This window comes from Microbacterium sp. NPDC089696, assembly GCF_044749125.1.
Lineage (GTDB): Bacteria > Actinomycetota > Actinomycetes > Actinomycetales > Microbacteriaceae > Microbacterium.
Genome location: NZ_JBIVHF010000002.1, coordinates 978686 through 998255, shown reverse-complemented (window position 1 = coordinate 998255; position 19570 = coordinate 978686). Strand labels below are relative to the sequence as shown.

Here is a 19570-nt window from a genome sequence, read left to right as displayed (position 1 = left end):
CGTTCGAGGAGCACCATGTCTGTCGAAACCACTGCGTCGTCCGAAACCGCGTCCGAGACCGCGGCGTCGAGCGCTCCGGTCCGCACCGCCCACCGCCGTCGTTACCTGATGTGCGAGCCGTCGCACTTCACGGTGAACTACTCGATCAACCCGTGGATGGAGCCCGCGAAGCCGACCGACACGGCCAAGGCCGTCGCCCAGTGGCAGAAGCTGCACGATCTCTACCTGAACCTCGGCCACGAGGTCGAGCTCATCGAGCCTCTCGCCGGCTATCCCGACATGGTCTACACGGCCAACGGCGGCTTCCTCATCGACGGCCGCGCCTACGTGCCGAAGTTCCGCTTCGTCGAGCGCCAGGGTGAGGCCCCGGCCTTCGCCGACTGGTTCCGCGCCGCCGGCTACGACACCGTCATCCCCGAGGAGGTCAACGAGGGCGAGGGCGACTTCCTGCTCGTCGGCGACGTGATCCTCGCGGGCACCGGCTTCCGCTCCACGGGCGACAGCCACCGCGAGGTCGGCGAGGTGTTCGGCCGCGAGGTCGTCTCCCTGAACCTCATCGACCCGCGCTTCTACCACCTCGACACGGCCATCGCGGTGCTCGACCCCGTGCAGGGCGTCGAGAACGGCGGACCCGAGCGCGCCAACATCGCATACCTCCCCGGAGCGTTCGACGACGAGAGCCGCGCGATCCTCGAGGAGCGCTTCCCCGACGCGATCCTCGTGTCCGACGAGGACGGCTCGGTGTTCGGCCTCAACTCGGCCAGCGACGGCTACAACGTGATCATCTCCCCGCGCGCCGTGGGCTTCGAGAAGCAGCTGCGCGAGCGGGGCTACAACCCGATCATGGTCGATCTGTCGGAGCTGCTGCTCGGCGGCGGCGGCATCAAGTGCTGCACGCTCGAACTGCGGGGCGCGGCATGAGCGGCGTCGAGGTCGCGGTCGGCGCCGAACCGCACGTCGCGCACAACTACCACCCGCTGCCCGTCATGATCGCCCGCGGCGAGGGCGCCTGGGTCACGGACGTCGAGGGCAAGCGCTACCTCGACCTCCTCGCGGCCTACTCGGCCGTGAACTTCGGACACCGGCATCCGGCCCTCGTCGCAGCCCTCACCGAGCAGCTCGGGCGGGTGACGCTCACCAGCCGCGCATTCATGAGCGACCGGCTCGAGCCGTTCGCGGCCGCGCTCGCGGACCTCGCCGGCAAGGACATGGTGCTCCCGATGAACACCGGCGCCGAGGCCGTCGAGACCGGCATCAAGGTCGCACGCGCCTGGGGGTACCGCGTCAAGGGCATCGCCGACGGCGCCGCTCGCATCATCGTCGCCGCCGGCAACTTCCACGGCCGCACCACGACCATCGTGAGCTTCAGCGACGACGAGGAGGCGCGCGCCGGCTTCGGCCCGTACACGCCCGGCTTCGATGTCGTTCCCTACGGCGACGCGGATGCCGTCGCCGCGGCCATCACCGATGACACGGCCGCCGTGCTCATCGAGCCGATCCAGGGCGAGGGCGGCGTGATCATCCCGCCCGACGGCTACCTGCGCCGCATCCGCGAGATCTGCGACGAGAAGAACGTGCTGTTCATCGCCGACGAGATCCAGTCGGGCCTCGGCCGCGTGGGGGAGACCTTCGCGTGCGACCGGGAGGGCGTCGTGCCCGACCTGTACCTGCTCGGCAAGGCGCTGGGCGGCGGCATCCTGCCCGTGTCGGCCGTCGTGGCGAACGCCGACGTTCTCGGTGTGATCCGGCCCGGCGAGCACGGCTCGACGTTCGGCGGCAATCCGCTCGCGGCGGCCGTCGGTCTGCGCGTCGTCGAGATGCTCGGGACCGGCGAGTTCCAGGAGCGTGCCCGCGCCCTCGGCGCTCATCTTTCTGCGGCGCTCGAGCCCCTGATCGGGCACGGCGTCACGGCCGTGCGCATCGCGGGGCTCTGGGCCGGCGTCGACATCGACCCCGCGAAGGGCACCGGCCGCGAGATCGCGGAGAAGCTCCTCGACCGCGGTGTGCTCGTCAAGGACACGCACGGACAGACGATCCGCATCGCGCCGCCCCTCGTCGTGCGCGCGACCGAGCTCGACTGGGCGGTCGAGCAGCTCAAGCACGTGCTCGGGGCGTAGGGAAGAGCTGCCGCCCCGCGGGCTCAGGCCGGGGCGTCGTCCGGGTCGAGCGTGCGCAGCGTGTCCCGTTCGACGTCGGTGTCGGCGTCGAGCTGCTCGGCGGTCGTCGCGTCGCCGCCCAGATGCGCTCCGCGATCGGGGTCGGCGTCGCCCTGGATCGCGCCGTGCGGCGATTCGCCGTGCGAGCTGTCGCCCTGGATCGCGCCGCCCTGCGTCGCGCCCTGCGGATCGCCGTCCTCGGCCTCGCCCTGGATAGCGCCGCGCGGCGACTCTCCATGCGAGCTGTTGCCCTGGATCGCGCCGCCCTGGGCCGCGCCCTGCGCGCCTCCGTCTTCACCGTCGGGGGCGGTGTTGTGCTCGGGGTTGACGTCGGGGGACCCCTCGGCGGGCTGCTCGGGGTGCGGCGTGCGTCCTGTGTTCTCGTCCATGAACGCGACGCTACGCGCGCCCGCACACGTCCGAGAGGGCGTTGACAAAGGGGTGGGGGTCAGTCCTGCTTCGCGATGCGGATCGGCGTGGTCGCCGTCGCCTTCTCGGTGAAGTCGACCGGCTCCGCGGATGCCGCGGGCTCGGCCAGCTCCGGCTCGTCGACGATGCTGAGGGGCCGCGTCTCGTCGAGAGTGAGCAGGAAGCGCCGGCTCTCGTCGCGGTGCACGCGCCCGGACGTGAGCACCCAGATCAGGCCGATCGCGCAGGCCACGAAGCCGGCCGTGCCGCCGAGCATGATCGCGCTGCGGGGTCCGAACGTGTCGGCGACCCACCCGGCGATCGGCGCCCCGACCGGGGTCGAGCCCATGATGACCGCCATGTACAGCGCGAGCACGCGACCGCGCAGCGCCGGGTCGGTCGTCATCTGCACGTATCCGTTGGCCGTCGTCAGCAGCGTCACGATCATGAACCCGGTGAACGTGAGGGTGATCGCATACGTGAGGTAGGTCGGCATCGCGGCCGACACGAACGCGGCGATGCCGAACCCGCCGGCGGCGAAGATCACGACGCGCACGCGGGCGCGGTCACGTCGCGCCGCGAGCAGCGCCCCGGCGAGCGAGCCGATCGCGAGGATCGAGCTGAGCACGCCGTAGCCGTCGGCCCCCGCACCGAACTCGAGAGCCATGGTCGAGGCGAAGATCGGGAAGTTCATGCCGAACGCGCCGATGAGGAACACCGTCACGAAGACCACGCGCAGGTCGCTGCGCCCCCAGACGTAGCGGAACCCCGCCGCGAGACCGCCGCGACTGCGGTTCTTGAGGCGCGGAGCCAGCTGCCCCGTGCGCAGCAGGAGCAGTGCCACGAGCATCGCGAGGAAGGTCACGGCGTTCGCGATGAACACCCAGCCGGAGCCGATCGCGACGATCAGCAGACCGCCGACGGCGGGGCCGATCATGCGGGCGAGGTTGAACGACGCCGAGTTCAGGGCGACCGCGTTCGACGTGTCGCCGACCGAGACCATGTCCGATACGAAGGCCTGCCGGGCCGGGGCGTCGAACGCGTTGACCACGCCGAACGCCGCCGCGAAGCCGAACATCATCGGCAGCGTCATGAGGCCGTTGAGCAGCAGGGTGCCGACGGCGATCGCCAGGATGAGCAACGAGGTCTGCGTGGCGAGCAGGATGCGGCGGCGCTCGAACCGGTCGGCCACCCATCCCGTGAGGCTCACGAGCACGAGAGGCGGGCCGAACTGCAGGGCCATCGTGACGCCCATGGCGGCTGCGTCGTTGTCGGTGAGCTCGGTGAGCACGACCCAGTCCTGCGCGGTGGCCTGCATCCAGCCGCCGACGTTCGACACGAGCGCCCCGGCGAACCAGATGCGGTAGTTGATGTTCGCGAAGGAGCGGAACATGGCGCTCATCGGTCGACCACCTTGCGCATCAGGGCGCTGGCCTCGCGGAGGGTCGCGAGTTCGTCCTCGGTGAAGTCGAGCTCGGCGAGCATCTCGGCGAGCAGCTCGTCGCGACGCTGGATCGTCTCGGCGACGATCGCGGTGCCCGATTCGGTGATGTCGACGTGCACGCGGCGTCGATCCTCCTCGTCGGGGATGCGGATCACGTACCCCTGCTCCTCGAGGCCGTTGATCATGCTCGTCATCGACGGTGCGGTGACGCGCTCGCGTTCGGCGAGGGCGCTGATCGTGCGGCGCCCGTGCATGCGGAGCGTGGCGAGGACAGCGAGCTGCGCATCGCTCATGGCGTCGACGGCGCGGGCGCACCGGAGGCGGCGCGCGAGCCGGAACGTGGCCATGCGCAGGTCTGTCGCGGTGAGGTGGAGGGCTTCATCAGACGCAGACATTACTTAGACAGTCTAAGTAATTTTTCCGGCGCGCGAAAGCCCGACTGCGACGATATGGGGCGGATGCCGGTGCGTGCGCGCCAGAATGGACGGATGACGACCCGCACGCCTGCCCTCGAGATCGCCGTCAACGGACCCGCCGGAGTCCGCATCGCCGGAGCCGTCGGGGCCGTGCGCGTCGAGCTCGCCCAGGCGCTGCCGCTGGGCGGCCTGACGCCGTCTCCCGCGACGCTCGAGCTCTCGATAGAGACCGCCCGCGAGGTCGGCGTCGAGGTGCACGTGCTCGTGCGTCCGCGCGCGGGCGGCTTCCACTACGACGACGACGAGATCGCGCTCTCGGCGCTCGACGTCCGCCGCGCGATCGAGGCCGGCGCCCACGGCGTGGTCGTCGGAGCGCTGGATCCCGCCGGGCGCCTCGACGTCGATGCCATGGCGCGGCTCCGCGACGCCGCGGGGGCGGGGTCCGTCACCCTGCACCGGGCGATCGACGTCACCGCCGATCCCGTCGCGACGCTCGTCGCCGCACGATCGCTGGGGCTGCGCCGCGTGCTCACCTCCGGGGGCGCCTCCGCCGCGATCGACGGCATCGACACGCTGCGCGCCATGGTGTCGGAGGCGGCGGGCGCGATCGAGGTCATGGCCGGGAGCGGGGTGGATGCCGCATGCGCGGCCGCACTCGCCGGAGTCGGCGTGGACGCCCTGCACTTCTCGGCCAAGCGCACGGTGCACGAGGACGGCGGCGTGCGCATGGGGTCGGCATCCGACGGCGTCGGCGGCTACGAGGTCACCGACCTCGACACGGCGCGCGCGGTCGTGGCCGCCCTCGCGGCGTGAACTCGTCCGCGCCGGTCTCCGTCGCGATCAGTAGGGTGGGGGCGTGACGGATACGCGCGAGTTCACGGATGCCCACGGCATCGCCATCGTCTACGACGTGCACCCCGCAGCGGGTGAGGCGCGAGGGGTCGTGCAGCTCCTGCACGGCGTCGGCGAGCACGCCGGGCGATACGTCGCGCTGATCGCAGCGCTCACCGAGGCGGGCTTCCACGTGTACGCCGACGACCACCGCGGGCACGGTCGCACCGGCATCCGCCAGCATGACGGTCCGGCGAAGCTCGGCCGTCTCGGCGCGGGCGGCATCCGCGCCGCCGAGGCCGCGATCTGGCAGCTCACCGGCATCATCCGGGACGAGCACCCCGACCTGCCGCTCGTGCTCCTCGGGCACTCGTGGGGCTCGTTCCTCGCGCAGATGCTCGTGAACGACCACCCCGAGGCGTGGGACGCCGTGATCCTGTCGGGATCCGCGCTGCGCATGCCCGGCTCCCTCAACGCCGCGCCGCTCAACGCCCGCTGGGCGGCGCCCGATGCCACCGGCCTGGAGTGGCTCAGCCGCGACCCGGAGGTCTGGACCGCGTTCCACGACGATCCGCTCACGACCGAGGTGCCGCTGCTGAAGCTGTTCGGTCCGATCGAGGCCGCGAAGCTCTACGGACGACCGCGCCGCGACCTGGGCCACGACATCCCGATGCTCCTCCTCGTCGGACGCGACGACCCGGTGGGCGGCCCGCGCAGCGTGCACAAGCTCGCCGACGAGTACCGCTCACGCTCGGGCCTCACCGACATCACGACTCTCGTCTACCCGGACGCCCGTCACGAGATCTTCGCCGAGCTGAACCAGGCCGAGGTCCGCGCCGACGTGCTGTCCTGGCTCGACGCCCGCATCCAGCGGCGCTGACCTGCGCTCGAGGCGCGAGCCCTTCCGGAGGCGATGCCGTTCCGCAGGCGATGTGCGCTTCGACAGGAGCATCGGCGCGGAGGGATCCTTCGGAGGTGCGCATCTCCTGTCGGGACGACCGCCTGCGCGGGGGCGGGCCTCGGGAGAAGTCGTCCCGTGACGCCGCGTGACCCCGTGTGACAGCGGGTGAAGGCGCATGACGCCACGCCCTCGCGGCATCCGCTCCTCCGCCTAGATTCACGTCGGAGGGTGAGAGCGGCGAGAGGAGGTGCGCGGTGGGCTTCGTACAGGAGTGGCGCAGCTGGCACGAGTCGCGCGAGCGCTATGCCGGCGCCGAGTACGGACCGGCCGCGCTCGAATCGACGAACTGGCTCATCACGGAGCCGGCCGCGGTGGAGGGCGTGCCGGGGCTCTGGGCGCTCACGGGCGACGGAGGCATCCGTGGCAGCGACCTCGGGACCGCCGGGAACGTCGTCACGCTGCGGGGGCGCGAGACGCTGCGACTCGGACGACGCGAGCTGCGGGTGTTCGACCGTCGAGGGGCGGTGGCGCTGCGGGTGTTCAACCCGCGGCGCGCCGAACGAGAGCGGTTCAGCGGGATCGACGCGTATCCGCCGCGGGAGGGGTGGCGGGTGCGCGCCGACTTCGAGGAGACGCCGGGCGAGACGGTCACGATCACCGCGGTCGACGGCGCCGTGCACGAGCAGCCCCTCGCGGGACGGCTGCGCTTCGCGCTCGACGGCATCCCGCTCACGCTGTCGGCGACGCGCACGCCTCAGGGGGAGCTCACCGCGGTGTTCGCGGACGGGACGAACGGCACCGAGACCTACCGCTTCCGGTTCCTGCCCATCGAGCACCCCGGCGACGACGGCACCGCGATCGTCGACTTCAACCGCGCGTACCTCCCGCCGTGCGCGTTCTCGGACCAGTTCGTGTGCCCGCAGCCGCCCGCGGAGAACCGCTACTCGCTGCCGATCCGCGCGGGTGAGCGCGCGGTCGTGCTGGGCCGCTGAGCCCCCGGCATCCCCCGCCCGCGCAGGCGCGCCTTAAGCTGGAACCGTGCACGGAGAATACAAGGTCCCAGGCGGAAAGCTCGTGGTCGTCGACCTCGAGGTCGAGGACGACCGGATCGCGCGATTCCGTCTCGCGGGCGACTTCTTCCTCGAGCCGGACTCGGCGATCGAGGACATCGACGCCGCCGTGAACGGTCTGCCCGTCGAGTCGGACGCCACGACGATCGCCGCGGCCGTCCGCGCCGCGCTCCCCGAGGGGGCGCAGCTGCTCGGCTTCACGCCCGAGGCCGTGGGCACAGCGGTGCGCCGCGCGCTGGTCACGGCTCCCGGCTGGGGCGACTTCGACTGGGAGATCGTGCACGAGAAGGCCGTCTCGCCGCGCATGAACCTCGCGCTCGACGAGGTGCTCACGGCCCGCGTCGGCGAGGGGCGCCGACGCCCCACGCTGCGCATCTGGGAGTGGGACCAGTCGGCCGTCGTGATCGGCTCGTTCCAGTCGTACCGCAACGAGGTCGACCCCGAGGGAGCTGCCCGGCACGGCTTCGACGTCGTGCGCCGCATCTCCGGCGGCGGGGCGATGCTCATGGCCGCGGGGCAGATCATCACCTATTCGCTCTACGTGCCGGCATCCCTCGTGCAGGGAATGACGTTCGCCGACTCCTACGCGTTCCTGGACGACTGGGTGCTGCAGGCGCTGCGGTCGCTGGGGATCGACGCGGTCTACCAGCCGCTCAACGACATCGCGAGCTCGTCGGGCAAGATCGGCGGCGCCGCGCAGAAGCGCCTCGCGAACGGCGGGGTGCTGCACCACGCCACGTTGTCGTACGACATCGACGGCCAGACCATGACCGAGGTGCTGCGCATCGGCCGCGAGAAGCTCAGCGACAAGGGCACGACGTCCGCAGCCAAGCGCGTCGACCCGCTGCGCAGCCAGACCGGGCTGACGCGGGCCGAGATCATCGACCGTTTCATCGCGACGTTCCGGTCGCTCACGCACGCGGAGGACGGCGCGATCACGGCCGACGAGTACGCCGACGCCGAAGCCCTCGTCGAGTCGAAGTTCGCGACGGACGCGTGGCTGCACCGGGTCCCGTGACGCCCGACGCGGCATCCGGATCCGCTGCTGCCGACAGCTCCGGGGCCGTCACCGTCATCCAGGGCGACAACCTCGCGGTCGCGGCGTCACTGCCCTCGGCGTCCTTCACGCTCGTGTACCTCGACCCGCCGTTCAACACCGGGCGGGCGCAGGAGCGGCAGGTCGTGACGGCCCGCCGTGCCGCACCCGACGAGGAGCCGCAGGCCGAGGATGCCGAGCAGGCGGCGCCCACCGAGGTTCGCCACGGCTTCCACGGACATCGGTACGAGCGCGTGCGCGGGATGCTGCGCGCGTACGACGACCGGTTCGACGACTACGGCGACTTCCTCATGCCGCGCCTCGAGGAGGCATGGCGTCTGCTCGCCGACGACGGCACGCTCTACCTGCACCTCGACTACCGCGAGGCGCACTACGCCAAGGTCATGCTGGATGCCGTGTTCGGTCGCGACTGCTTCCTCAACGAGCTGATCTGGGCGTACGACTACGGCGCCAAGTCCCGGAGGCGGTGGCCGACCAAGCACGACACGATCCTCGTGTACGTGAAGAACCCGCGCGAGTACGTGTTCAACGCCGATGACGTCGACCGCGAGCCGTACATGGCCCCCGGTCTCGTCACACCCGAGAAGGCCGCGCGGGGGAAGCTCCCTACTGACGTCTGGTGGCACACGATCGTCCCGACGACCGGACGCGAGAAGACCGGCTACCCGACGCAGAAGCCCGAGGGCATCCTCCGCCGCATCGTACGGGCGTCGAGCCGACCCGGCGACCGCGTGCTCGACCTCTTCGCGGGCAGCGGCACGACCGGAGCCGTCGCCTCGGCGCTCGGACGCGACGCCGTGCTCGTGGACGACAACGCCGAGGCTATCCGCGTCATGACCGAGCGGATGCCGCACGCCGAGGTCGTGCGGGGCTGACCGCGACGGCATCCGGCAGACTGCTGTGATGAGCGAATTCGTCGAGGTCGACACCGCTGCGGGGCGCGTCCGAGGACGCTGGCGTCCGACGACGGGAGGTCCGGATGCGCCGAGATCGGCCGCGTTCCTCGGCATCCCGTTCGCCGAGCCGCCGGTCGGCGACCTCCGTTTCGCGGCCCCGGTGCCGCATGCGCCGTGGGAGGGCGTGCGCGATGCGCTCGAGTTCGGGGCGACCGCGCAGCGCGGCGATCAGGGCGACACGCTGATCCCGGAGCCGAGCGTCGAGGGGTCGTCGACGCTGAACGTCAACGTGTTCTCCCCCGACCCGGATGCCGAGGGCCTGCCGGTGCTCGTGTGGATCCACGGCGGCGGCTTCACGAGCGGCTCTCCGGCGAGTCCCTGGTACGACGGCCGCGCGTTCACCCGCGACGGCGTCGTGACGGTGACGCTCTCGTACCGGCTGGGCTTCGAGGGCTTCGGATGGATCGAGGATGCCCCGGCGAACCGCGGCGTCCGCGACTGGCTGCTCGCGCTCGAGTGGGTGCAGCAGAACATCGCGGCGTTCGGCGGCGACCCGGGGAGGGTCACGATCGCCGGGCAGTCCGCGGGCGGCGGCGCGGTGCTCACCCTCCTCGGCATGGCGACGGCGCAGCATCTCTTCCACGGGGTGTACGCGCTGTCCTCGGCGCTCACCGACGTCGCGGCAGCGCGGTCGGAGGCCTTCGGGCGCGCCCTGGCGACCTCGGCCGGCGTGGAGGCGACCGTCGCGGGGATGTCGACGGTCGACGAGCTGCGGCTGCTGACGCTGCAGAAGAGGGCCATGCATCTGAGTCCGCAGGCGATCGCTTCGCTCGTCGACGAGGGCCTCCCCCTGGGTCCCGCCGTCGACGGCGACCTCATCGTGCGCCCGACCCTCGAGTCGCTGCGCGCGGGCGTCGGCGCCGACAAGCCCCTCGTGCTCGGGGCCACCGACGACGAGTTCACGATGGTGTTCGGCGGGGCCGCGGCGAAGGCGCTGCGCTGGGTGCCGCGGAACGTCCTGCTCGACCGGCTCGGCCTCCCGCGGGGCGCCCGTGCCGAGTACCTCGCCGCGAACGCCGACGTCGTGCGGCTCGGCAAGTCGCGTCTCGCGGGCCGCGTGCTGACCGACCGGATGTTCCGCGTCGGCGTGCTCCGGGCGGCGGATGCTCGTGGCGACGCGCCGACCTGGGTGTACCGGTTCTCCTGGCCGTCCGGACGCTTCGGGTTCGCGGAGCACTGCCTCGACGTGCCGTTCTTCTTCGACTGCCTCGACGGTCCGCGCATCGAGAACCTCGCCGGTCCGAATCCTCCGCAGCAGCTCGCCGACGAGGTGCACGCGGCCGCCGTCGCGTTCGTCACGGACGGCGATCCCGGCTGGCCGCGACACGAGGGGGATGCCGGCATGGTGCGCGTCTACGACGTCCCGAGCCGTGATGTCGCCGACGCATACGCGACCATCAGGCCCTTGAGGGCGACTGACTCTCAGGCGATGTAGACCTTGCGGAGCGTCTCGGTCACCGTCCAGACCGTGCGCTGACCCTCGGCGAGACGCACGAGCGACCCAGGACCCACCTCGATCGACGGGAGCGGCGGGTCGACGAAGTCGATGCGCGCGTGCCCCGACAGCACGACGAAGACCTCGTCGGCTTCGATGTCGGTTGCCGTGCCGGGGGTCATCTCCCACACGCCGACCTCGATGTCCCCGAGCGCGCCGAGAGCCGCCGTCGCGGTCGTCGGAGCGCCCGACACCACCTCGGACGCCGGGAGCGCCTGATGTGCGAGGGACAGAGCCCCCGCATCCACCACGGCCCCCGGAGCGAGACCGGTCACGAGTCGAACCCCATGCCCACGGCATCCAGCGTCTTGAGGAACAGGTTGCGCTTGCCCTCGTTGTGGTCGGCTCGGTCCATCGCGGCGCGCACGAGGTTGATGCCGATCGCGGCGGCGGGCTCCGGAGGGAACGGGATCGGCTTCTCGCGGACCATCGCGAGCTCGGTGCGCTCGGTCGGCTCGCCCGACAGCTTGTCGAGCATGACGTCGGCCGCGAAGCGGGCGGCCCCGACGCCCAGTCCCGTGAACCCGGTCGCGTACGACACGCGCCCCTTGCGAGCCGTGCCGAAGAACGCGCAGAAGCGGCTCGACGAGTCGATCGCCCCGGCCCAGCGGTGCGTGAAGCGCAGGCCCTCGAGCTGCGGGAACGTCGTGAAGAAGTGCGAGGCGAGCTTGCGGTGGCTCTCCATCCGGTCCTCGTACTCCGGGCGCACCTTGCCGCCGAAGTGGTAGACGGCGTCGTAGCCGCCGAACAGGATGCGGTCGTCGGCGGTCAGGCGGTAGTAGTGGAACTGGTTCGCACTGTCGGCGAGGCCCTGACGGTTCGACCAGCCGATCGACGCGAGCTGCTCGGACGACAGCGGCTCGGTCATGAGCACGTAGTCGTACACGGGCACGGTCATGAGGCGGTTGCGCTTCAGGAGCGAGGGGAACACGTTCGTCCCGAGAGCCACGGACTCCGCGAAGACCTTCCCGCCGTCGCGCGTGACGACCGTGATCGGGCCGGAGCCGTCGCCGGAGATCTCCCGCACGAGCGAGTTCTCGTGGATCACGACGCCGAGCTCGACCGCCACGCGCGCGAGCTCGAGCCCGAGCTTGGCAGGGTGCACCATCGCGCACGCGTCGCGTTCCCAGGCGCCGGCGAGGAACGTGGGCGAGTGCACTTCGGCCTGCACGGCCTCCCGGTCGAGGAAGCCCTCCTCCTCCCGCAGCCACTCGACCTGGTGCGGCTCGACGGCCACGGCGAGCTGACCCGTGCGCTCGAAGTCGGCATCCATCTCGTAGCGGCGCACCGCGGCCTCGATGCCGTCGAGGTTCTCGAGTCCCAGCTCCTCGAGGCGGTCGATCTCCTGCGGCCACCGGGTGACGCCGTTCTCGTGCCCGTGCGTGAGGCTCGCCTCGCAGAACCCGCCGTTGCGACCGGACGCCGCCCACGCGATGCGCGACGCCTCCAGCAGGACGACCGAGCGCCCGGGGTCGCGCTCCTTGGCGCGGATAGCGGTCCAGAGGCCGGTGTAACCGCCGCCGACGATCACGAGGTCGGCGCTCGTCGTGCCCCGCAGCGGCGGATGCGTGGGGCGGTCGACGTCGTCGAGCCAGAACACGCGGAAGGCCGTGTCCTGCAGGGATGCATCGATCACGGCATCCGCGGGACGCCGGCGTTCGAAGACGGTGGTTCCCATGATCATCACTCCGATGTGTGCGTGAGGGGGAGGGTGCGGCGCGTCAGCGCGTACCCCAGTTGTAGAGGTCCTTGTAGAGGCCCGCGTAGAGCAGGCTCTCGGTGTGCGTCACACCGGGGATCGTGCGGATGCGCGTCGCGATGAGATCGAGCAGGTCGGCGTCGCTCTCGCACACGGCCTCGACGAGGATGTCGTAGGTGCCGAGCGTCACGACGACGTAGGCGAGCTCGGTGATCGCGGTCAGCTGCTCGGCGACCGCACGCGGATCGCCCGTGACGCGGATGCCGATCATCGACATGCGGTGGAATCCGAGCTGCATGGGGTCGGTGACCGCGACGATCTGGATGATGCCCGCCTCGGTCATGCGCTGCACGCGCTGCCGCGCCGCGGCCTCGCTGAGACCGACCTCGCGGCCGATCTCGGCGTAGGGGCGACGGCCGTCCTCCTGCAGCAGTTCGACGATCCGCTTCGAGATGTCGTCCAGCACGGGCTGCTTCGTCGGCGCGCTCATGTGTCGATATTGACAGGTGACCGAGTGTCTCGCAACTGATTCCATCGTCATTCCCAGATGACTCTTCTGTATTCGCAGTGCTCTCGCTAGCATGGCGGGCATGGTCACTGAGCATCCGAGCGCCGAGCTTCTGCAGAACTTCGTCGGCGGCGCCTTCGTCCCCGTGAACGGCACCGGCCGGATGCCGCTGATCGATCCCGCGACCGAAGAGGTCTACGGCGAGCTGCCGATCTCCGACCCCTACGACGTCGACGCCGCCTACGCCGCGGCCGCCGCGGCCTTCCCGCTGTGGCGCGACACCACCCCCGCCGATCGTCAGCTCGCGCTGTTCCGCATCGCCGACGAGATGCAGGCGCGAGCGGAGGAGTTCGCCGACCTCGAGTCGAAGGACACGGGCAAGCCCCGAGCGAGCCTCGTCGCCGACGAGATCCTGCAGTCGATCGATCAGCTCCGCTTCTTCGCCGGCGCCGCCCGCAGCCTCGAAGGCCGTGCCGCCGCGGAGTACCTCGCCGGGCACACCTCGTTCGTCCGCAGGGAGCCGATCGGCGTGATCGGCCAGGTCACGCCGTGGAACTACCCGCTCAACATGGCGGTGTGGAAGATCGCCCCGGCGCTCGCCGCGGGCAACACGGTCGTGCTCAAGCCCGCCGAGTCGACGCCGCTCACCACGCTGCTGCTCGCCGAGATCGTCGCGGTGCACACCCCGGCCGGCACGCTCAACGTCGTGCTGGGCGACCGTGACACGGGAGTCGCGCTCGTCGAGCACCCGACCCCGCAGATGGTCGCGATCACGGGGTCCGTGCGCGCCGGCATGGCGGTCGCCCGCTCGGCGGCGGCCGACGTCAAGCGCGTGCACCTCGAACTCGGCGGCAAGGCCCCCGCGGTCGTCTTCCCCGACGCGGACCTCGCCAAGGCCGCGGAGGGCATCGTCACCGGCGCGTTCTTCAACGCGGGCCAGGACTGCACGGCGGCGACGCGCGTGCTCGTGCACTCCTCCGTGCACGACGAGTTCGTGGCGTCGCTCGTCGAACGGGCGCGGACCGACGCTCGCACCGGCGCTCCGCAGGACGAGGGCGTGCTGTACGGGCCGCTCAGCAGCGCGGCGCAGCTCGCCCAGGTGTCGGGCTTCGTCGACAGGCTTCCCGCGCACGCGACGATCGCGACCGGCGGGCGTCGCCAGGGCGAGAAGGGCTACTTCTTCGAGGCGACGATCGTCACCGGGCTGCGTCAGGACGACGAGGCCGTGCAGGGGGAGATCTTCGGCCCCGTGCTCACGGTGCAGTCGTTCGAGACGGAAGAGGAGGCGCTCGCGATGGCCAACGACGTGCCCTACGCGCTCGCCTCCTCGGTGTGGACGACCGACCACGCGCGGGCCATGCGGTTCTCGCGCGACCTCGACTTCGGCTGCGTGTGGATCAACACGCACATCCCGTTCGTGTCGGACATGCCGCACGGCGGGTTCAAGCACTCCGGCTATGGCAAGGACCTGTCGCAGTACGGCTTCGACGACTACACCCGCCTCAAGCACGTGATGACCGCTCTCGACTGAGTCGGTTCGCGGGAGGGCTCCCGCGGCGCTCGACCGGTGAGACGCGATGTGTCTATGCTGGGTCGGACGTCGACTCGGGGGGACTCTCATGGCACGACCGCTCGCCGGTCCGCAGACGCTGCTGCGCACGCTGAACGGACGCGCGATCCTCGAATCGCTGGCACGTCGCGGCCCGCTCACCCGCGCCGAGCTCATGACCGAGACCGGTCTCTCGCGCACCGCGGTCACGCAGGTGCTGCGGATGCTGGAGGGGTCGGACGCCGTCGCCGCGGCGGGCGTCGACCGGGACACGCGCGGTCCCGCGGCGGGACGCGTCTCCCTGCATCCCGCCCTCGGGTACGCGGCCGCCGTGCACGTCGAGCCGTCCGCGGCGCATGTCGCTCTCGTCGACGCGACCGGGGCCGTGCGCGTGGAGACCCACGGTCCGTTCCCGCCTCTCGGCGATCGGGTCGACCACATCGCGGGCCTGATCGAGGCGTGCCTCGAGAAGGTGCACGGACCGCTGCACGTCGCCGTCATCGGAGTGCCCGGCATCGTGACGGCCGACGGCGCGATCCGCGACGACCAGGGGCCTGACGGGGGTGCCTTCCGCGCCGCGCTCTCCGCCCGCCTCGGCGCGCCGGTGCGGATCGAGAACGACGTGAACCTCGCCGCCCTGGCGGAGCTCGCCGACGGCCGAGGAGCGGAGCTCGCGAGCTTCGCGCTCCTGCTGCTCGACGACGGGCTCGGCGGCGGCATCGTGATCGACGGCGCGCTGCACCGGGGGTTCTCCGGGGTCGCGGGCGAGATCACGTTCCTGCCGCAGACCCCCGTGCCGATCGGTGCGCCCGTGCTCGGCGACGCGGTCGTGCGCGACCTCGCCCTCGCCCACGGACGCGATCCCGAGGAGACCGTCCATCAGCATCTGGACGCCGCGGCCGCGGGCGACGAGGCCGCACTCGCGATGGCCGCCGAGATGGGACGCCGCCTGACGATCGTCGCCGGCAGCATCGCGCTCGTGCTCGATCCCGAGGCGTTCATCCTCGGAGGCGTGGCCGCGCACCCGGTGCTCGTCGATGCCGTGGCGCGCGTCGCCGAGGAGTACGCCGCACAGCTGCCGATGCGCTTCCTCGTGTCGTCGTTCGGGCCGGAGGCGCCGTTGGTCGGCGCCGTGCAGGAGTCCGCCGCCGCCCTGCGCGCGACCGTGTTCTCGCGTCTGGTGCCCTCGGTCGATCGCGGCGCCTCCGTCGATCACGGTGCCGCTGCCGTCGACCGGTCCGTCCGATGATCTCCGACCTCGCCGACCGACTCGGCCTCGCGCCCGGAGCACGCGCGATCATCGTGAACGCCGACGACTTCGGCATGTGCCACGCGGCGAACACCGCCATCACGCAGCTGCTTCCGACCGGTCGCGTCGACTCGGCGACCGTGATGGTCCCGTGCGCCTGGGCGCCGGAGGCGCTGGCCTTCGCGGCCTCCCGCACCGACCTCGACGTGGGTGTGCACCTCGTGCTCACGAGCGAGTGGACGCGCTACCGCTGGCGGCCGCTCACCGGCACCGCCTCCACACTTGTCGACGACGCGGGGTACTTCCCGGCGGAGGTGCTCGCGGTCGAGCAGAACGCCGCGACGGCCGACGTCGCCGCCGAGATCGAGGCGCAGCTGCAGGCGGCCCTCGACGCCGGCGTCGACGTCACGCACCTCGACAACCACATGGGCTCGGTGTACGGGCTGCTCACCGGCCGCGACTTCCTCGGACCCGTGCTCGAGCTCGCGGCGCGACACGGCCTGCCCTTCCGTCTTCCGCGCACGATGGAGGGCGCCGCCGGCGACCCCGCGCTCCAGGCTCAGCTCACGGAGGCCGCTGCGGCCGCCGACGCGCTGGGCGTCGAGATCGTCGACCGCCTCTGGACGCATCCGTTCGAGACTCTGCCCGGAGAGACCTACGAATGGGTGCGAGAGGGGTTCCTCGCCCTGTTGCGTGCCGTGCCGGCCGGGGTCACCGAGATCTACCTGCACCCCATGGTCGATGACGAGGAGCTGCGCGCGGTGGTCGACTTCGGCGCCGAGAAGCGCGGGCACGAGCTGCGGCTGCTCGACGATCCGATGGTGCTGCAGGCGATCGACGAGGAGGGGCTCGTCCGCATCGGATGGCGCGAGCTGCGCGCCCTGCAGAGGGGAGAGCGGTGACCTCGCTCACCACGCGGTTGCGCGACCGCCGGCTGGACGCCGCGCCGACCAGGGCACAGGCCATCGCGTTCGGCGCCTCCGGCTTCCCGACGCAGCTCATGGCGCAGACGTTCTCGGCGTTCGTGGTCTACTTCTACGTCACCCACCTCGGCGTCGCCCCGGGCTGGGTCGCGGCCGCGATGATCGCGCACGGCGTGCTCAACGCCGTGCTCAATCCCGTGGCCGGGGCGCTCTCCGACCGCATCCGCACGCCGTGGGGGCGCCGCATCCCGTGGATCGGGATCGGCATCGTGCCGCTCGTGGTCGCGTTCGCGCTCGTCTGGATGCCGCCGGCGCTGCCCACCGCCGGGCTCATCGTCTGGTTCCTCGTGGTCGTCGCGGTGTACGACATCGCCTTCGTCGTCGTGGTGCTCAACATCTCGGCGCTGTTCCCCGAGATCTTCCGTACCACCGAGGAGCGCGCTCGCGGGAACGTGCCCCGGCAGATCTTCGCGATCCTCGGAATGGTGCTCGGCACGGCCGGAGCGCCGGCGCTGTACGGCTGGATCGGCTGGTCGGGCATGGCGATCGCGCTCGCCGCGGTCTGCCTGGTGATGCTGGTGTGGTCGTTCGCGGGCGGCATGATCGAGCGCCGGGTGCCCGAGGCGTCGTCCGAGGCCATGCGCTGGGGCGACCAGCTGCGGTACACGTTCGCGAACCGGGCTTTCGTCCCCTACGTGCTCGGCTCGCTCTTCGTGCAGACGTCGATCGCCGTGATCCTCGCCGCGATCCCGTTCTACGTCCGCTATTCGCTGGGAGCGGCGGAGGGTGAGGGGAGCCTGCTGCTCGGGGCGATCTTCGTCACCGCGATCCCGTCGATCGTGCTGTGGAGCGCGGTCGTGCGCCGCACCTCGCCCCGCACGGCGCTGCTGTGGAGCGTGTCCGTGTTCGGCGTCGCCGTACTCGGCTACCTGCTGCCCACGAGCGTGCTCGCGGCGGCGCTCGTGGGCGTCGCGGTGGGCGTCGGAGTGGGCGGCCTGCTGCAGCTGCTCGAGGTCGTGCTCGCGCAGATCATCGACGAGGATGCCGCGCGCACGGGGCACCGGCGTGAGGGAGCGTACTTCGGCATCAACGGCTTCGTCGTGCGCGGGTCGGTCGTGCTGCAGGCCGTCGTCGCGGCGGCCGTGCTCACGGCGTCAGGGTTCGACGCGGGCCTGGGTGACGCCGCCCAGCCGGACACGGTCGACGGCGGCATCCGGATCATGGTCGCGGTCGTGCCGCTCGTGTTCACGGCGCTCGCGTGGCTGTGCTTCTGGCTCTACCCGATCCGCGCGCGCGACGTCTGACCCATCCAGCGCGTTTCGTCTCGCTGCGCTCGCTCAACGACCGGATCGGCGCCCCTGGTCGTTGAGCGAGGAGCGCAGCGACGAGACGAAACGCCCCCGCGTGTCCGCTCAGCGGGTATGACTCACCTCGATAGTTGATCCAGGTGATCCCTGAGAGCACTGGGGTGCGGCCACGCTCCACCCCGCCGATCTCGTCATCTAAGTTGCTCCGGTGCGGAGGCCTCGGAGATCAGTGGAACTACGCGGGTGCTGCGGTGGCTGGCTATGCTCGACCTCGTGAGCGACGACGTGCTGGCAGAAGCCCCCTCCGCCTCCAGCCCGTCTGCGAAGCCGACTCTCGGCGTCCCGACACCTCCGCCAGTTCGAACCGCCACGCGCTGGGTATGGGCGTCGGTAGTCGGAGCGGGCGCGGGAGTAGCGGTCGGCGTCGCTGCACTCACCATCGGCGCGGGCACAGGTCACATCGAAGCCATCGGTCAGTTCGTCCAGGACTTCGTGAAGAGTCCCGGCCTTGGCGGCATCGCTGCGCTGGTGGCTGCGATGATCGCATACCGCGGGATCAAGGGTCAGGTCGAGACGTCTCGAGCCGCACTCGCCAGTCAGCAAGCCGCAGAAGAGGCAGATCGGTGGTGGACGACCTTTCAGTGGACTGCGGATCGCGCACTCCCATCCGTGAAGCTCGATGTTCCGCTCCCGGAGCCGGTCGCCATTGCCACACTCAAGGAACTCGCGGTCACGGCGACGGACGACGCTCAGCAGATCGCATGCGCTGGCCTCGTCAACACGCTTGGCAGCAAGGCCGAGGCGCTGCTGGAGGAACCCGACGATTCGAGCGAGGCATCGCAGGAGGCGCTTCGGTCCGTCAAGGCAACGGAGGCGGCGGCACAGGAAGCGATGATCAGTGCAGCGCTCGCGAGTTATGCCAGGGCGACCGCTGGAAGTCTTGCCGAGTCCTCCGTCGCGCAGGAACGCACGTTCGAGATAGACGCTCTCGCCGCCGTTGAGCGGACTGCACGCTCGCTCGGACTCGAGTACGAGCGCGAGCCATACGTCGGAATGGACGATGAGCGCTCGAGAGGACGCCACAGTCGAGCGGACGCCGCGGTCGTAAGTCTTACTGGCAGAAGAGTACTCATTGCGGTGCACTCCAGCCCTCGAGTGGGTGGGATCTCGTCCAATTACTTCCGGCGCCTCGCTAACAACGGCAGGAATTCGCTGTTGATCATCTCGCCCTTTCCGCAGCCCAAGGCCATGGAAGAGTTTCCCGCCTCGACCCGCTGGCTGCAGTGGAAGCCCAACGACATCACCCCGACTCTCACTGGCACGCTCCGAGAGATGACCATGCACTAACCCGCGGGCGCCTGTCGGCCAACCTGCCCCTCACCCCGCGAAGCAATGCCGCCAGGTGACACTCCCTCACACGGACACCTTCGCGCCCAAGTGGGCGAGCTGCACGGCGACGACGTTCAGCCTGCGTCGGATGAGGTGGGCGGTGATGGATGCTGCGAAGGCAATGACCGTGATGGCGGTGAGTACCGGGTACACGGTGGCCAGTACTTGCGGGAAGTCCTACGAAATCAGGGTGTCCGAGCCGCAGCGCGATG

The 19570-nt window shown here is 70.9% G+C and carries 20 protein-coding genes; 13 read left to right on the top strand and 7 right to left on the bottom strand.

Features of this window, described 5'->3' with window-relative positions; all coding sequences use genetic code 11:
* The first annotated feature begins 15 nt into the window (after positions 1-15).
* Together ddaH and rocD are read left to right on the top strand one after the other, a co-directional pair.
* Positions 16-921 (top strand): dimethylargininase, encoded by a 906-nt coding sequence (gene ddaH / locus ACIPY8_RS15170; protein ID WP_400819803.1) that lies wholly within the window; start codon positions 16-18, stop codon positions 919-921.
* Positions 918-2117 carry an ornithine--oxo-acid transaminase gene (gene rocD, locus ACIPY8_RS15165; protein WP_400819799.1) on the top strand — a complete coding sequence of 400 codons (1200 nt, stop codon included), beginning with the start codon at positions 918-920 and terminating at the stop codon, positions 2115-2117. Before ddaH ends, rocD begins: the two co-directional genes overlap by 4 nt.
* A 23-nt stretch (positions 2118-2140) precedes the next feature.
* Here the strand turns inward: rocD and ACIPY8_RS15160 are convergent, their stop codons facing one another.
* Genes ACIPY8_RS15160 through ACIPY8_RS15150 form a run of 3 tightly spaced genes read right to left on the bottom strand, consistent with a single transcriptional unit; the run spans position 2141 to position 4403 of the window.
* The gene (locus ACIPY8_RS15160; protein WP_400819796.1) at positions 2141-2545 is read right to left on the bottom strand and encodes a hypothetical protein; all 405 of its coding nucleotides are present in this window, start codon (positions 2543-2545) and stop codon (positions 2141-2143) included.
* 59 nt (positions 2546-2604) lie between these two features.
* Positions 2605-3957 (bottom strand): MFS transporter, encoded by a 1353-nt coding sequence (locus ACIPY8_RS15155; RefSeq protein ID WP_400820367.1) that lies wholly within the window; start codon positions 3955-3957, stop codon positions 2605-2607.
* A gap of 5 nt (positions 3958-3962) precedes the next feature.
* Complete coding sequence (locus ACIPY8_RS15150; protein WP_400819793.1) at positions 3963-4403, bottom strand: MarR family transcriptional regulator; 441 nt, start codon at positions 4401-4403, stop codon at positions 3963-3965.
* Positions 4404-4496: 93 nt separating this feature from the next.
* Between ACIPY8_RS15150 and ACIPY8_RS15145 the strand changes: the two genes are divergently transcribed.
* The 6 genes from ACIPY8_RS15145 (at position 4497) to ACIPY8_RS15120 (ending at position 10674) form a co-directional block, all read left to right on the top strand.
* A complete protein-coding gene (locus tag ACIPY8_RS15145; protein WP_400819790.1) occupies positions 4497-5237 on the top strand; it encodes a copper homeostasis protein CutC in 741 nt (246 codons plus the stop codon).
* A 43-nt stretch (positions 5238-5280) separates the two neighbouring features.
* A complete protein-coding gene (locus tag ACIPY8_RS15140; RefSeq protein WP_400819788.1) occupies positions 5281-6135 on the top strand; it encodes an alpha/beta fold hydrolase in 855 nt (284 codons plus the stop codon).
* Between the two features lie 275 nt (positions 6136-6410).
* Positions 6411-7148 carry a DUF1684 domain-containing protein gene (locus ACIPY8_RS15135; protein ID WP_400819786.1) on the top strand — a complete coding sequence of 246 codons (738 nt, stop codon included), beginning with the start codon at positions 6411-6413 and terminating at the stop codon, positions 7146-7148.
* Between the two features lie 46 nt (positions 7149-7194).
* On the top strand, positions 7195-8244 hold the full coding sequence (locus ACIPY8_RS15130) for a biotin/lipoate A/B protein ligase family protein (RefSeq protein ID WP_400819784.1): 1050 nt from the start codon (positions 7195-7197) through the stop codon (positions 8242-8244).
* Positions 8241-9158, top strand: a complete 918-nt coding sequence (locus ACIPY8_RS15125) for a DNA-methyltransferase (RefSeq protein WP_400820365.1) — start codon at positions 8241-8243, stop codon at positions 9156-9158. Before ACIPY8_RS15130 ends, ACIPY8_RS15125 begins: the two co-directional genes overlap by 4 nt.
* A gap of 28 nt (positions 9159-9186) precedes the next feature.
* A complete protein-coding gene (locus ACIPY8_RS15120; RefSeq protein ID WP_400819783.1) occupies positions 9187-10674 on the top strand; it encodes a carboxylesterase/lipase family protein in 1488 nt (495 codons plus the stop codon).
* Here ACIPY8_RS15120 and ACIPY8_RS15115 read toward each other — a convergent pair.
* Genes ACIPY8_RS15115 through ACIPY8_RS15105 form a run of 3 tightly spaced genes read right to left on the bottom strand, consistent with a single transcriptional unit; the run spans position 10662 to position 12923 of the window.
* Positions 10662-11009, bottom strand: coding sequence for a cupin domain-containing protein (locus ACIPY8_RS15115; protein ID WP_400819781.1), 348 nt, complete (start codon positions 11007-11009; stop codon positions 10662-10664). The two genes, ACIPY8_RS15120 and ACIPY8_RS15115, sit on opposite strands and share 13 nt — an antisense overlap.
* Positions 11006-12412: an NAD(P)/FAD-dependent oxidoreductase gene (locus tag ACIPY8_RS15110; RefSeq protein WP_400819779.1), complete on the bottom strand. Its 1407-nt coding sequence runs from the start codon at positions 12410-12412 to the stop codon at positions 11006-11008. The genes ACIPY8_RS15115 and ACIPY8_RS15110 overlap by 4 nt, the downstream gene beginning before the upstream one ends.
* 43 nt (positions 12413-12455) lie before the next feature.
* A complete protein-coding gene (locus ACIPY8_RS15105) occupies positions 12456-12923 on the bottom strand; it encodes an Lrp/AsnC family transcriptional regulator (RefSeq protein ID WP_400819777.1) in 468 nt (155 codons plus the stop codon).
* Positions 12924-13023: 100 nt separating this feature from the next.
* Here ACIPY8_RS15105 and ACIPY8_RS15100 point away from each other — a divergent pair, with 100 nt between their 5' ends.
* The 5 genes from ACIPY8_RS15100 (at position 13024) to ACIPY8_RS15080 (ending at position 19316) form a co-directional block, all read left to right on the top strand.
* Positions 13024-14472 carry a gamma-aminobutyraldehyde dehydrogenase gene (locus ACIPY8_RS15100; RefSeq protein WP_400819775.1) on the top strand — a complete coding sequence of 483 codons (1449 nt, stop codon included), beginning with the start codon at positions 13024-13026 and terminating at the stop codon, positions 14470-14472.
* 88 nt (positions 14473-14560) lie between these two features.
* On the top strand, positions 14561-15739 hold the full coding sequence (locus ACIPY8_RS15095) for an ROK family transcriptional regulator (RefSeq protein ID WP_400819773.1): 1179 nt from the start codon (positions 14561-14563) through the stop codon (positions 15737-15739).
* The gene (locus ACIPY8_RS15090) at positions 15736-16641 is read left to right on the top strand and encodes a polysaccharide deacetylase family protein (protein ID WP_400819770.1); all 906 of its coding nucleotides are present in this window, start codon (positions 15736-15738) and stop codon (positions 16639-16641) included. The genes ACIPY8_RS15095 and ACIPY8_RS15090 overlap by 4 nt, the downstream gene beginning before the upstream one ends.
* Positions 16638-17966 carry an MFS transporter gene (locus ACIPY8_RS15085; protein WP_400819767.1) on the top strand — a complete coding sequence of 443 codons (1329 nt, stop codon included), beginning with the start codon at positions 16638-16640 and terminating at the stop codon, positions 17964-17966. The genes ACIPY8_RS15090 and ACIPY8_RS15085 overlap by 4 nt, the downstream gene beginning before the upstream one ends.
* A 276-nt stretch (positions 17967-18242) precedes the next feature.
* Entirely contained in the window at positions 18243-19316 is a 1074-nt protein-coding gene (locus ACIPY8_RS15080; protein WP_400819765.1) for a hypothetical protein, read from the top strand.
* A 66-nt stretch (positions 19317-19382) separates the two neighbouring features.
* Here the strand turns inward: ACIPY8_RS15080 and ACIPY8_RS15075 are convergent, their stop codons facing one another.
* Positions 19383-19511 carry a hypothetical protein gene (locus tag ACIPY8_RS15075; protein ID WP_400819763.1) on the bottom strand — a complete coding sequence of 43 codons (129 nt, stop codon included), beginning with the start codon at positions 19509-19511 and terminating at the stop codon, positions 19383-19385.
* Positions 19512-19570 lie beyond the last annotated feature (59 nt).

What these genes read in the sequence shown, in the direction of transcription:
- ddaH (WP_400819803.1), top strand. Translation starts at nt 16, where the DNA reads ATGTCTGTCGAAACCACTGCGTCGTCCGAAACCGCGTCCGAGACCGCG.
- rocD (WP_400819799.1), top strand. Translation starts at nt 918, where the DNA reads ATGAGCGGCGTCGAGGTCGCGGTCGGCGCCGAACCGCACGTCGCGCAC.
- ACIPY8_RS15160 (WP_400819796.1), bottom strand. Translation starts at nt 2,545, where the DNA reads ATGGACGAGAACACAGGACGCACGCCGCACCCCGAGCAGCCCGCCGAG.
- ACIPY8_RS15155 (WP_400820367.1), bottom strand. Translation starts at nt 3,957, where the DNA reads ATGTTCCGCTCCTTCGCGAACATCAACTACCGCATCTGGTTCGCCGGG.
- ACIPY8_RS15150 (WP_400819793.1), bottom strand. Translation starts at nt 4,403, where the DNA reads ATGTCTGCGTCTGATGAAGCCCTCCACCTCACCGCGACAGACCTGCGC.
- ACIPY8_RS15145 (WP_400819790.1), top strand. Translation starts at nt 4,497, where the DNA reads ATGACGACCCGCACGCCTGCCCTCGAGATCGCCGTCAACGGACCCGCC.
- ACIPY8_RS15120 (WP_400819783.1), top strand. Translation starts at nt 9,187, where the DNA reads ATGAGCGAATTCGTCGAGGTCGACACCGCTGCGGGGCGCGTCCGAGGA.
- ACIPY8_RS15110 (WP_400819779.1), bottom strand. Translation starts at nt 12,412, where the DNA reads ATGGGAACCACCGTCTTCGAACGCCGGCGTCCCGCGGATGCCGTGATC.
- ACIPY8_RS15105 (WP_400819777.1), bottom strand. Translation starts at nt 12,923, where the DNA reads ATGAGCGCGCCGACGAAGCAGCCCGTGCTGGACGACATCTCGAAGCGG.
- ACIPY8_RS15100 (WP_400819775.1), top strand. Translation starts at nt 13,024, where the DNA reads ATGGTCACTGAGCATCCGAGCGCCGAGCTTCTGCAGAACTTCGTCGGC.
- ACIPY8_RS15095 (WP_400819773.1), top strand. Translation starts at nt 14,561, where the DNA reads ATGGCACGACCGCTCGCCGGTCCGCAGACGCTGCTGCGCACGCTGAAC.
- ACIPY8_RS15090 (WP_400819770.1), top strand. Translation starts at nt 15,736, where the DNA reads ATGATCTCCGACCTCGCCGACCGACTCGGCCTCGCGCCCGGAGCACGC.